Annotated in this window: 5 protein-coding genes and 1 pseudogene; 4 read left to right on the forward strand and 2 right to left on the reverse strand. The window is 55.1% G+C overall.

The genetic code is table 11. The features are described 5' to 3' along the window. Positions 1 to 374 precede the first annotated feature (374 nt). From PAT3040_RS26155 to PAT3040_RS26165, 3 genes are all read left to right on the forward strand, one after another. Entirely contained in the window at positions 375 to 1,283 is a 909-nt protein-coding gene (locus PAT3040_RS26155) for an ATP-binding protein (protein WP_108995003.1), read from the forward strand. A gap of 106 nt (positions 1,284 to 1,389) precedes the next feature. Continuing rightward, entirely contained in the window at positions 1,390 to 2,262 is an 873-nt protein-coding gene (locus PAT3040_RS26160) for a tetratricopeptide repeat protein (RefSeq protein WP_258235160.1), read from the forward strand. A gap of 1,315 nt (positions 2,263 to 3,577) precedes the next feature. Next, on the forward strand, positions 3,578 to 3,958 hold the full coding sequence (locus tag PAT3040_RS26165) for a hypothetical protein (RefSeq protein WP_108994996.1): 381 nt from the start codon (positions 3,578 to 3,580) through the stop codon (positions 3,956 to 3,958). 216 nt (positions 3,959 to 4,174) lie between these two features. On the opposite strand, the gene PAT3040_RS26170 is transcribed toward PAT3040_RS26165, so the two are convergent. Both PAT3040_RS26170 and PAT3040_RS26175 read right to left on the reverse strand, forming a co-directional pair. Then, positions 4,175 to 10,756: an S-layer homology domain-containing protein gene (locus tag PAT3040_RS26170; protein WP_258235161.1), complete on the reverse strand. Its 6,582-nt coding sequence runs from the start codon at positions 10,754 to 10,756 to the stop codon at positions 4,175 to 4,177. 30 nt (positions 10,757 to 10,786) lie between these two features. Then, positions 10,787 to 12,442 carry a type 2 periplasmic-binding domain-containing protein gene (locus tag PAT3040_RS26175; protein WP_307719176.1) on the reverse strand — a complete coding sequence of 552 codons (1,656 nt, stop codon included), beginning with the start codon at positions 12,440 to 12,442 and terminating at the stop codon, positions 10,787 to 10,789. 239 nt (positions 12,443 to 12,681) lie between these two features. Here PAT3040_RS26175 and PAT3040_RS26180 point away from each other — a divergent pair. Further along, positions 12,682 to 13,658, forward strand: a pseudogene (locus PAT3040_RS26180) (hypothetical protein); the annotation flags it as partial.

A 13,658-nucleotide genomic window follows, 5' to 3' on the forward strand; every position in this document is an offset into this window, starting at 1 on the left:
GGCGGAACGGCGCAGGTTCGACAGCTTGTTTTTTTTCACCAGATCGCGTCCGTTCTTGGCCGCAGCCAGATTGGGCGCCAGCGAATCTACAAATGCTTCCGTCAATGCAATCATCTCATGCGTCCTCCCTGGTCAAGTATGAACCAAAATCGAAATCTACTATATACGCCTAGACCCCATCTTATACCAAATTTTTGGCTGAACCAATGATGCTATATTCATAATTTTTTGATTATGGCGGTTCGTGCGAAGCCATTCTCTGCGAAATTTGGTATGATAGAGCCAGAAGCTTACGCAGAGAGGGTGCATTCGACTTGTCCGATTACAATGATCAAGACGAGCTGGCCGCGCGCAGGCGCAATAAATTGAAATTGATGTCTTTCGATAGCGACGGCAAGGGCTTTGTGGAGTCCGAGAAGCCCAAGGAGACGTTCGAGGACGTCGCCGGACTCGAAGAGGTCAAGAAGAAGATCAGGCTAAACTTCATTCTCCCGCTCCAGCAGCCGGAGCTATTTAAGGCATACGGCCGCGAGGCGGGCGGCAGTCTGCTGCTGTTCGGTCCTCCGGGCTGCGGCAAGACCTTCCTCGCCCGGGCCGTCGCCGGGGAGATCGATGCCAGCTTCGTTCATATCGAGCTGCAAGCGATTCTGTCCATGTGGTCCGGCCAGAGCGAAAACAATCTGCATGATATATTCGAGAAGGCGCGCGAGAACAAGCCGTGCATCATCTTTATCGACGAGCTGGACGCGATGGGCGGCAGCCGCAACCAGATGCGTCAGCATCACGACCGGATGCTCGTTAACCAACTGCTGCTGGAGCTCGACGGCATTCGCGAGCAAAACGAGCAGGTTTTTGTCATTGGCGCGACCAATACCCCGTGGTATCTGGATTCCGCGCTGCGCCGTCCTGGGCGCTTCAACCATCTTGTTTTCGTTCCGCCGCCGGAGGAGACTGAGCGGGAGACGATTTTAAAGCTCAAGCTGGAGGGCAAGCCGGTCCATTCGCTGGAGCTCGCCCGCATTGCGCGCGAGACGAAACACTTCTCCGGCGCCGATCTGGAGCAGATCGTAAAGGATGCCGTGGAAGCCGCGATGGAGCGCATGTTGAACTCCGGCAACCTGGAGCCCATCACGCAGGATGATCTCAAGCGAGCCGCCAAGAGCCGCAAGGCGACCACGCTGGAGTGGTTCTCAACCGCAAAAAATTACGCGACGTTCAGCGACGCCAATCAAGACTACCGAATCGTGCTCGACTATATGAAGGCGACCGGGCTTAAGCTCTAGACAGCTGTAGACAGCAGTTCTAGACAGTTCTAGACAGTTCTAGACAGCTCTAGACAGCTCTGGCTTTACGCCCGCGCGCCGCAAGGAAGGGATAGATGTGTCCTCCATGACCAACGCCGAAGCCATTGACGTCAGGTATAGCAGAATCAGCCATCTAATTGGCTTGAAGAGATACAAGGAAGCAACGGAGGAAGCGGAGGCTCTGCTGAGGGACGAACCCGAGGACGACCAAGCGTATGCCTTGCTCGCGCTTATTCATGTTCATACGGAGCAATACGATGCCGCCCTGCATTGGTCCAGCGAATCGCTAAAGCGCGATCCCGAGAACAGGCTCGCCTGGCTGGTACGCACAAACGCTTACCATGACAGCGAGAAGCTCGACAAAGCGCTGGACGCCGCCACCGAGGGCATGCGCGTGGACCCTTACGAGCCTCATTATTATTTTATCCGGGCCAATATTTACTTGAAGCGAGGCAGGTACGCGGAAGCCAAGTCGTACATCGAGACCGCGCTGGACATCCGGCCGAACAATGCGGCTTACATGGCCAGCCTCTCCTATGCCGAGGCGCTCCTCGGCAACCACGCGGCTTCCCGCCAGCATGCGAGAGAAGCGCTCAATCTGAGCGTGGAATCCGATACGACCTTCCTCATCCTGGCCTGGTCCGCGGAGCAGCGCGGAGACTACGAGGAGAACCTGAACATGCTGAAGGAAGCCATCCGGCTGGATCCCAATGACAAGCAGATCCGGGAGGCTTACATGGAAGGTTTGCAGAAGAGCTACAAAATGTACCGCATTCTGCTCGCACCGTTCACGCTGTTCAAGCGGATGAAGCCTTGGCAGGTGCTGCTCATTTGGCTTGGGGCCGCCATTATCTTTCGTCCGCTGCTCCTCATCTTCATTATCGTCTACGTGCTGACCCACTGGCTCACCAAGCTGCTCGTCCACGTCAAACTGTTCGGCTGGTCGTTCAAGAGATAGCTCTCGTCCACGTGAAGGTGTTTGGCTGGTCGTTCAAGAGGCAGCTCTCGTCCACGTCAAGCCGTTTGGCTGGTCGTTCAAGAGGTAGCTCTCGTCCACGTCAAGCTGTTGGCTGGTCGTTCAAAAGGCAACTCTCGTCCCGCGCACGCAGTCTCTTATCATCGATTTCCGTTCTACGGATGCGAATTGCCCTTACTGTTGCTCCTCCATCACCATTTTTTGCGAGAGTTTCCACGTAACGGACATGCATGACGTTATTCATCCATTTTGCAAGGTTTCTAAATTGTAACGGACACAGGCGACCTTATTCGCAACATTCGGGCCCTATTTTGCTTCATTCAGCCCAATAACGTCATACTTGTCCGTTACAACTCGTGTTCTCCAAAAATGGCTCAAATAGCGTCACTGATGTCTGTTAGAGAGAGGTCAGGCGCATCTTTGCCCAAGCATGAGAAAAGCGCCTATCGGCGATCTTGTTTTCCTCGTACGAAGTCCACTCCTAGCTGCCGAAATTGTAATGGACACCAGCGACCCTTAGAGCGAGAAATCGAACAAATTGAAATGCATGAGGTAGGTTTAATCGCCAATAAAAATTGCATACCTCCGTCAAGCTCGGAAACTTATACATATTCATGTGGTAAATAAGGGGCGCCCTTTAATTGACTGCTCTTTTGTCTCCTCGAAGTGTAAGAGGGAAAAGCTCCCTCTAAATCAAGTGGATTAGAGGGCAGACGCCAATTGGATGGAGATTAGAGGGAGGATTTCCCTTTAAAGCCACAAAATCCGGTATAGAAGCGAGATTATAGGGAGATTTTCCCTTTATTCTCTTCATGACTTGCAATGAATTGCAAAGACTTGCAATGACTGCAGCTTCCTCCTACAGACACTATCGTTTCGTTTTGCGGAAACGTATAGAGAACGCATGAGCGAGCTCCTGTGCTTTCTTGTAGACAAGGTGAAACGGCTGTCGCCTCCTTTGGCAGTGGGCAGCGCGCAACATTGCCGAAAATGATAGGCCAAGTATGGAGAAAACTTATACTTTCTTATAATTTGAGAAAACCCTATCGACGCCTTTCAAAGATGATCGACCTCCAGCTTTGCAAAGCAAAGCCGCTTCGGAAGCATACGGCAGGTTTTATCGCCGATACGTGTTTAAAGAAAATAAAGTGTTGGACTGAAAAATAAAGTATTAGACTGGCATCGCCCCATTAAGCTAACGGGCAGGATAGCAAAAAATAGGAAGAAATCCTCTTGTGCATCATGTATCAATAATTAGTAAAATTGGTACATGGATATAGAGAAGGGAGCAAGCCGAATGATTGACATGCAATATATAAACGATCTTGAGGCAGAGATGGATGTAATGAAGCTTGTAGATAATTATTATGAAATAAAATCAATCTTGCAGCAGTACCCTCAGGAACAGTGGTCATATGAAATGATTTTAGCATATGCTAGGGCATTGAATTATCTGCAAGATTATTCTGACCAGACCAATCCATTTGAACAAGCATACAGGCTGCTGCAAACTGTTTCTGATAAGGGAATTACGGACGCTGAATGGCATTTAATAATGGCTTCTGTTAGTTTTAATCTACAACTTTACGCTGGGGCAGTAAAACATGCTGAACAAGCAAATACGATCATAGCTGGCTGTGCTGATGATATGCTTGAACTGTACTCACAATATGACTAATTATTGCACCGCAATCAACAGTATTTTGTTACGCTAACGGAGAACGTTAGTTCAATGATACAGCGACAGTCTAGGACTTTATTTTCTGGTCCTTGGCTGTCGCTGTTTCAATTTCTGAGGGCAGTCTAAAACTCATTTTATGAAGTCTGACGGTATTACAAAAGGGATGGTCCCCGCCGCCGCCAACCGCTCGGCCATGGGAACCATCCCTCTTTGTTATTGAATCGCCAGCGTAATCATCTTGGCGATCTCGGCGCGCGTCACGTCCGCATGCGGATCGAAACGTCCATCGCCTTTGCCGCCTACGATACCCAGCGCTTGCGCGGCTTCGATCGCTTCGCGCGCCCACGGGGACGCCTCCGCGATGTCCGCGAACGCAGCTTCGTCGCCGGCTGCCGCTTCATCCTCGTTCAGATAAGCGAACAGTCTCATGAGCACGACCGCGGCTTCCTCCCGGGTAATCGTCTCCTCCGGGCGGAAGCGACCGCCGTAGCCCGTTACCAGTCCCAGCTCCTGCGCTTTGTCCACGTATGCCGCATAATATTTGCCTGATGCGACATCCTGGAATTCGGATTGTGCGGCCTCAAGACCCAGGAACCCGAGCGCCTTCACCGCGATAACCGCAAAGTCCGCGCGCGTCACGTCGCGGTCGGGAGCGTATCTCGTGCCGTCAATGCCCGTAATGGCATGCTTCGCGGCCAGCTTGCCGACGAAGTCCTTCGCCCAATGGCCGTTCATGTCGGCGAACGTCTTGCGATATTCCATCACGGCGTAGCTCGAGAAGTGTTTCGTCCGGAAGGTTACGGTGTTCCCCTTGAACGAACCGCCCATATAGTCGGCTCCGCCCGAGCCGTCCAGATAATAGACGCCGGCGTAGTCCGGATCCATAGCCTTCGTCTCCTCTGCCGTCAGAGTACGCGTCACGATGACCTCTTCGCCGAACGATGAAATCGGCGTTTCCTTGCCGTCCGATCCAACGTAAACCATGGTCAGATCGTACACGATGCCCGTTCCGCGTAGCGCCTTGTCATCCTTAATGGCGTCGGCGACGGCATCTTCCGTCAGCTTTGTATCCCCGATATCGACGCGCAGTCGTACAAAACCTTTGCCTTCTCCCGCCTGCTGAGGAATCGCGCCGACAGGATATTCGACCGTTACGCGAGGCGTAACGACGCGAATCGTCTTGCCGCTTTCCAGCAAGGCTTTGATCGCCTTCGCCGACAGCTCCAATACAAGCTGTTCCTCCGAAGAAGTATCCGCCCGCAGCTGGATATCGACATATTTCCCTGCCGCGCTCTTAATCGCTTCGTTCACTTGCGTTTCGTTTACCTTAAAGACAGGGCTTCCGTCCGAAGCCTTGCCCGGCTTGACGGTAATGACGCCGTTCTTTACTTCCGCGCTTCCTTCATTGCCGCCGCTTGTCGGAGGCGTGCCAGTGCCCGGACCCGTTCCCGGCTGCTCCGGAGTTTTGCCCGTGTAGAAACGCCAGATGTCGGAGCGAGTACGGCCCTCGTAATCGTCTTCCGCTACGGCATACCATTCGTAGCTTGCGTCATGGGCCAAGCTGCCCCATGTCACCGATGCATTATTGCCGCTCTCCGTTGCCTGCGTATCGCCAATCTTCTGATCCGTGTACACGCGAACGCCGAAGTAATCCGTCGCGACGCGTTTCGTCTCCGCGTCCAGATTCAGATCAAGCGAGAACTCGTCTTTGCTCGGGTACTCTGCGGGATCGTAGAAGTTGTAATCATTCAACGTCGGCGAATACGTCTTGATATGCAGCTTGTCGTTCGCCATGTCGAACTGCATCAGCCTCATGTAGCCCTGGCCGCCATCCGGCCCGCCTTGATAATCGGCGAGCATTTGATACACTTTGCGATCGGCCTTGCCGTCACCGTCATCATCCACTTCGTCCGTCTTAAGCTCGGCATCGTGATAGTGGCCGGACAACGTGGCGAACACGTTCGGGTTCGGCAGCGCGACCTCCTCGTACACTTTGTCCGCGATCGGAGCGCGGTTGCCAGATACGAGCAGGTATTCGTGCATCGCCAAAATCGCTTTGTGATTGGGATGAGCCTTCACGACCTGGTTCATCCATTCGATCTCTTCGTCGGCGAGGCCCCAGCCCATGTAGACGATAATAAAATCGTTGCCGCCGGCGGAGATGAGATCGTAGTGGCCCATATTATTTTTGTAAGAACCTCCGAAGGTCGGCTGGTTCACGAAGCGGTCTTCGCCGAACCACTTCCAGTACTCGTCGTACGTGCCCTTCTGGTGGTCGACGTCATGATTGCCCGCCAGTACGCCGTACGGCACGCCCGCATCGTCAAGCACCTTCATATTCGTGTCAGCTTCAATCCATTGATATTCCTGATCGGCTTCGTCGACGATATCGCCAGTGTGAATAACATAGCGAATCTTCTGCTCGTCCAGATTGTCGACGATCCACTTCACGTTGTCGCGGTAATACTTGTGGTACGTCTCGGAATAATACTGCGTATCGGACATCCAGACGAACGAGAAGTCGTACGGATCGTTCGATACCGGCAGCTCGTCCTGTACCATGAGCGCGATACGGTCCGGATCGCCGGAACCCTCGGCAGCCCGCTGACGATAAACGCCCGCTGCTACCTCCGCGCCCAGCTCGAAGTCTTCATTGCCCGCGATGACGGAATCCAGCATCATCCACTTCGCATCTGCCGAACTCCATGCGTACAAGCTAACCTTTCGTCCTTCCAGCGACTTGCCCTTCCAGCGAATGTCCACAAGATCGCTGTCCTTCACCGAGGCGTCCAGCGTTATCTCGAATCGCTGGTAAGGGAATTGCTCCGTCGCGTCGTCGACGAGGTATTTGCCGTCCTCGCTTTCGATCGCCTGGTAATCTTCCGCCGTGAACGCCTTCTCGCCGCCCGGCACTTCCCGCTTCGGCGGCTCCGTATCGGACGCGCCACGGTACCCTTGGAAACCGGCTGACGCGTTGGCGTCATAGTTGAAGCCGCGGAAAAACATGATGCGCATGAGATCGCCCAGCGGATCCTTCGCCTTGACGGTTAGCGTCGCCGCATTCCCGATATTGCCCGCATTGTGAAGCGGCGCGACAACCTCAGGCGCGCCTGGATTCTCGTCCGGAACTTCGAAGGTTACCGAAGACGAAGCCTCGTTGCCTGCTTTGTCGACGGCCTTCACGACAAAAGTATGGGCACCTGGAGTCAACGCCGCCGAGGAGGTAGCGTAAGGAAGCGCGACGGACGTTCCGTCCAGCGTAGCCGTCGTTGCTTCCAGACCCGCGATAGCATCCGTCACCAAGGCATCCAGATCGAATGCGCCGCGATACGTCTTGCCTTCCTCTACAGATGGCACAATGGACGGAGCCGTATTATCCACCTTCACGTTGCGCGTCAAGGTTGCGTAATCGGGATGGCTCAGCGTCAACACGTGATCGCCGTCCTCGATGCCCGCCGTCTGCCAAACGTATGCCTTGGAAGCCAGCTTCTCGGCCTCAAGCGTGAACGTGAAATCAAGATGCTCGTGCTTGCCCGCGCTGTCACCCATCTTAAGCGATTGCTGCGGATTGCTGAACTTCGGATCGTACAACTCCGTTCCATCCGCCAGCACGAGACGAATATTCCGAATTTCGAAGTCGTCCTTGTTCTCTTCCGGACGATCGTCGAACGGTCCCGACTTGGAGCCGGCGTAGATCGAGAGCACGTTGCCCCCTTCCTTCAGGGAATCCGCCGAGATCGGCACGGTCAGCGTCGACCAGCTGTCGATGGGATCAAGGAACGTATGAATAATTTCCCCGTCCGCCACGACCGCGTTTTTGAAATAATAATTGACGCCCTGCGTCTCGAAAGCGAAGAACGCTCCGCTCTCCAGCGCGGCATACGTGCCGCCGGACAACTCGTTGCCGTCGACGGACATTGTCAACTCGTTCCACGGCACATCCTTGCCCGTTCCCCGCAGGATGAGATCCCCGGAGACGACCTCGTTCTCCTTCAGGTTAAGACGCAGATCGGACAGCTCGGGACCTCCCGTTACGTCGACCCGCTTCGTGGCCGTCTTGACGGTATTCGTGCCGTCGGATACCTCGAAGTAATATTCAATGTAATCGCGGCCGATCAGCTCTGGGCTAAACAGCGTCTGGCGATACAACGAATCGTTGTAGCTCCGCTTTAGATAACGTTTTGTATAATCTTCCTTGCGATTGTCCTTGTAATAAAGAGCAACCGTCTTGACAATGCGATCGTCCTTCGCGTCCGCGACGAGGTCGATGTTGTTCGACTGGTCGATCGTCGCAACTGTCGTTAAATCCGAAGCCGTTGGATTAACGTTATCCGCAGGCACCCCCACCGGAATCGACGGAACCTGCTCCGACTCCACTTTGCCCGGCGTAGCTGGCGAGAGACCCGCGCTGTATTTGATCATCGTGGTCGTACCGTCCAGCGGGTACTTGTAGAAAATACCCATGTTCGCCTTCGTCTCTTCGTCGTTATCATAATACGCAGACGTAATTTCGATGCCGCTGTTCGTCGCGATCACGATGCCGCGCTTGCCGCCGTTGGCCATGCCGTCGCTGAACATCCGGAAAAGATTGACGCCTTCCGTCAAGCCCGCGTTGCCGTAGTTGGCGTTAAAAGCGGCGGCCGTCGAAGCGCCGTTGTAGGCGTTGATGACCCAGAAGACAACCGTCTCGCCTGCCGGAATCACGACATCCTCCTTATCCGTCGGCCAGATGACGTCGGCGGAAGGTCCGGAGTCCGTATACCGGTAATTAATTCGGTAATCCTTGAGGTTTACGGGACCGTCCGTGTTGTTGTACACTTCCACGAACTCGTAGCCGTCGCCACTCCCCACGTTCGTCGAATCCGGCACAATTTCCGTAATCAGCAGCTCGGGCGCCGATTGCGGATCGAAGTCTCCGAGCTCGACCTGGACCTCGCTCTCTTGCGACGTTGTCCGGCCAAGGCCGTCCGCCGCCTCGATGTAATAATAGACCGTATCCTCGACGAGCGCCGAAGACGGGATAAGTCCCTTGTATTCGCCGCCCGATTGATTCATGGGCACGCTGGCGTACACGGACTGCGACTTCATACGGTAAAATACTTTGGCCTGAGGCGCCTCGGGACCGTCAGAATCCGTAACGCCAGCCGTAATTTCCAGGCCGTCCGCTACGAAAGCATGCGAAATATTAGCAATAATCGGCGTCTCGTTCTCCGAACCGTCTGGCAAGTGAACCGGCACGGCCGGCGTCTGGTCTGCCACCACCGCTCCCGGCGTGGCGGCTATCGTGCCAGGATTCGGCAGCATGCGCATGCTTGCCGACCCGTCAAGCGGGTACGAGTAGAAGATGCCCATGTTCTTCTTGGTCTGGTCGTCATTCTGATAAGAAGCAACCACGATATCTTGTCCCAGCAGATTTTTAATGATCAGGTCGCGGGCAGAGCCGTTGGCCATCCCGTCAACGGCTTTCGTCCGGAACAGATTCACGCCCACTTCCAGCGCCGTGCCGTAGTTGGCGTTGAAATCCGCGGCCGTCTTGGTCGACTCGTTGGCGGGATTCGTAATCCAGAGCACGATGGATTCCCCTTGCGGGATCACGACTTTGCCCTTCTCCGCCAGCGGCCATGCCACGTCCCCGGCCGGCCCCTTGTCGGGATAGCGGTAAAAGAGGCCGTAGTTGGCGAAGTCGAGCTCTCTATCCGTATTGTTGTATACTTCTATGAATTCATAAGCGTCGCTGCTCACCGTCGAGCTTACGTTCTCGCTGTCCGGTACCAGCTCCGTAATCAAGACGGGCGGCACCTTGCCATAGTCAAAATCATCCGTCTCCACGGCCACGTCGTAAGTACGGGTCGTCGAGCTCGCTGTGCCGTCGGTCGCCTCGATGTAGTATTGAAGCAACGGCGAGGTCAGCGCAGACTTCGGAATCGACGCGGCGAAGACACCGTTATCCGCGATCATGTCGAGCTTCGTAAAGACGCCCTCCGAGCCGTTCCGATAGTAGACGCTTGCCGTGACGGCAGCCGATTCGGGATCTTCGATGGACGCCGTAATGGCCAGATCGGATTTGTGCGTCGCTTCCGTGACCGGCGTATGGCCGATAACCGGCGGCAGGTTGGGGGTCTGACCGTTGTCCGGTACCTGATCCGCCGTCACGGAGTTCGGGGTGGCGTCTACCGTACCCGCGCCTTCCAGCATGACCATTTCGGTGCTTCCATCTTTGGGATACGTATAGAAAATGCCCTTCTTCGGCTTCGTCTGATCGTCTTTCTGGTAGGAAGCCGACGATACGACATTTCCGTCTCCGTCCTTGATGATCAAGTCGCGCGGAGCGCTGTTGCTCATGCCGCCTCCGCCGCTCACGCGGAACAGCGATACGCCCTCCGTCAATTGTACGCCGTACTCGCCGTTGAAGTTGGCCACGGGCTCCTTCGTGTTGGCCGCGTTCATGACCCAGAGCACGATCGTGCCGTACGCAGGGATGCTCGCCGCCGTGTCCGGCGAGGTAAGCGGCCATGGCGTCGTCGTCTCCCCTTTGTCGTCGATGTAATGATAGATTAGCGAGTAATCCCGGAAGTCGACCGGGGCATCGCTGTTATTGTATACTTCGATAAATTCGTAGCCGTCCGTGGCCTTTTCGACGCCCGGCAGATTACTGGAATCCGGCACGAGCTCCGTAATCATCAGCTTGGGGGCATCCGGCGCTGCGCTTGCCGGCTCAGGAGCCGGAACGGCACCGAGCAGCAGCGTCGCCGCCGTCGCTCCCGACAGCCATTTTTTCCAATATCTCGCGTTCATTGCTTTCACGATCTTACACGCTCCCAATCGTTATCGTAATGTAGCCTCATATCTCTCGTAGGCTTGTTCGTAAATATTCATGTATTGATCCAGCCCCATCGCTTCCAGCCTCGACACGTAGGTCTCCCACTCGCCCAATGGCAGTGTGCCGTTAACGAATTCGCGCTCCGCCTCGTTCGCATACCGCTCGATGTCCCGTCCCGCCGTAGACATCCAGAGCGACTCCTCTTCGGTGAAGTTGAATCGGCCCCATACCTCGCTTGGGATGTACGGTCTCGCCTTTTCCACCGACGCCATCGCTTCCGGTCTCGTCTCCGATCCTTGAAAGTACGCTTCCCGTACAAAGCCGGGATAGCTGCCTCCCATCCAGGTGACGTAAGGGATCAGCGCCTGATCCAGCGTCAAGCCGCCTTCCGCCTGCGCAATGCTCTCCTTGAATACAAGCGAGCCATCCGGCTTTTTGTCATAGGTAACCCCTTCCTCGCCCATAAAAAACAAGGTCGCTCCCTCTTCCCCGAAGAAATAATCCATCCAGCGGATCGTCTCCTCGGGATAGGGGTTGGACTTCGTGACGGCAAAGGCTCCCGTATGAATAAGCGGCGGCTTGATATGCGAATACAGCCGATCGCCGCGGGGGCCTTGCAGCGCTCCCAGCCCAATAAATTCATCCCGGCCCATCACCGTCGCCGGATTCGGCACGACGGCCGCTCCCAGCAGGCCGGCTTGTCCCAGCGCGTTCAGCGCCGTCTCCTTTAGGGAGAAGATGTCGCGTGCGAGAAGTCCTTCCTCCTTCATGCCGTTCGCGAAGGCCAGCAGCTCCCGGTAGGCGGGATCCGCCTTTTGGAAACGAAGCTCTCCCGTCTCCTCATCCACATCGACGAACCGATGCGCGATGCCGCGATTGCCAAGACCGAATGTTCCCTTAAGCTGATCCAGCAGGGGCGTAATGCCAACGCTGGCTACAGGGATTTCATCCTGCATGCCATTGCCGTTCAGGTCGGTGTCCCTCACTGCCCGCAAATAGGCCAGCAACTCGTCCGTCGTGACGGGCTCTTTCATGCCAAGCCGCTCCAGCCATTTCCCGTTCACCCAAAACGGCATGCCGACCAGCATGGTCAGAAATTCGGGGTCGTAGAAGGACGGGAAGGAATAGATGTGGCCGTCCGGCATGGTCAATCCTTGCCTGAGCTCGGGATATTGCTCCAGCAAGGCATAAAAGTTCGGCGCATGATCGGCCAAATAATCGTCAAGCGGGATAAGCACGCCCTTTCTGCCGTACATGTAGAGCTCGGCGGACGACAATCTCGCCGAATAGAACGCATCCGGCAATTCTTCCCCCGCGAGCGCCAGCGCTCGCTGGTTGGCCAATACCTCGAAAGGAATCAGCCGAAAGCCGATGTCCATATTCGACCGCTCCGCCATCTTTTTCCATACCAGCTTATCCTCGTACGGACCGATATTATTCGGCGACTGTCCGGTGAAAAACGTCAGCGCGATACGATCGCGGACAATCGGTATTCCTTCCGTCGTCTCCCTTGCCTCGTCGGCTTGCCGCCCCTCGCCCCGCTGTCCTTCGGCTTGCCTCTCCCGAACGCTACAGCCTGACAGCAAGACCAGGACGGCGGCCATAATAAGAAGAATGGCAAGGATGGCCGAATTCCGCTTTCCGTGTCGCTTGTCGTTCACCGCTTAAAATCATCCCTTCTCGTCTCGCCGCCTCCGCTTGTCCGCATGAGGCGCAAATTTATGATATAACACGGCTTTTTGCCGTGAAATCGACGTTTTTTTTGATGCTTATCCTTTTTTTCGATTCCTTTTTTACAAACACTCAACATGCCTGTCACAGCCTTTCGGGCCGCTTTCGTATACGATAGAAGGACTTGCGTGATACTCTCTTTAGCTCCGCAAGGAAAGGAAGTGCTCTCATGATGAAGCTTCGTTTTTCGAAACCTCGCACGCTGTACGGACAGCTGCTTGTCTCTTTTATATGTATCATTATTTTGTTTTCGCTGTTTAACGGTTTGTTGTTCTCGTTCTTTCAATCCCGGCTGCAGAAGGACGTCGTCGCCAACAATCATCGCGCGTTAATCGATGTCGCGGAACGATATGAAACGCATATCGCCCAGCTGAAAGCACTGCTGAATACGATCTATAACGATACCACGGTGCGCGAGTTCAATCGGCAATTGCGCTCTTACGGCGCGGACGAAGCCAATTACTTATCCGCCTATCGCATCTCCAATATGCTGCGCGCGGACGCCTATAATCCGTTGTTTTATCTGGAAGGCATTATCGTCCATTACGGCATCGGCGACTTCGCCGTGGATCAGGACGGCAGCAGCTCCGCCTCGGATATGTTCGGGAGAGCCTATGCAAATCCGGGCTACTCCCATTCCTTCTGGAGCGATCAGCTGAGCAGTCCGTCATTCTTGACCCTATTCCCAACCCAGCGCTTCCTCCCCTCGTCCGATGTGGCGGACGGACCCGCTATTTTGCCCATCAGCCTCAAGCTGCCGGGCGAGGAATATCAGGTTATCGCTTTGCTCAACGTGGACAAGGCCATGTCCGCTTTCGCAGGCAAGGCGGCGGGCCGATCGATCGCTATTGCGGAGAACGACGGTCGAATGTTATACCAGAACGGATTGCCGAAGGGAGACATCCCTGTCTTCAAGAACGGGGCCGATCATCTGCTCCACGACCAATTCTATTGGTTCCGAACAACGACGGCCGACGGCCTTTCTTATTATTCGACGATCCCTTACGCGACGGCATCCGCCGAGCTGCGCCAATGGTTCTGGTGGTCGGCGGCCGTGTTCGTCTGCACGCTTCTCCTCGCGACCGCCGTTTCCCATTACTTCAGCAGGCGAATCAAGAAACCGGTTGACCGGCTGCTTGCCGCCGC

The organism is Paenibacillus agaridevorans (assembly GCF_003112455.1).
GTDB classification, from domain to species: Bacteria; Bacillota; Bacilli; order Paenibacillales; family Paenibacillaceae; genus Pristimantibacillus; species Pristimantibacillus agaridevorans.

Bases quoted from the DNA above. Each gene is read 5' to 3' on its own strand.
- PAT3040_RS26155 (WP_108995003.1), top strand. From the start codon at position 375: ATGTCTTTCGATAGCGACGGCAAGGGCTTTGTGGAGTCCGAGAAGCCC.
- PAT3040_RS26160 (WP_258235160.1), top strand. From the start codon at position 1,390: ATGACCAACGCCGAAGCCATTGACGTCAGGTATAGCAGAATCAGCCAT.
- PAT3040_RS26165 (WP_108994996.1), top strand. From the start codon at position 3,578: ATGATTGACATGCAATATATAAACGATCTTGAGGCAGAGATGGATGTA.
- PAT3040_RS26170 (WP_258235161.1), bottom strand. From the start codon at position 10,756: ATGAACGCGAGATATTGGAAAAAATGGCTGTCGGGAGCGACGGCGGCG.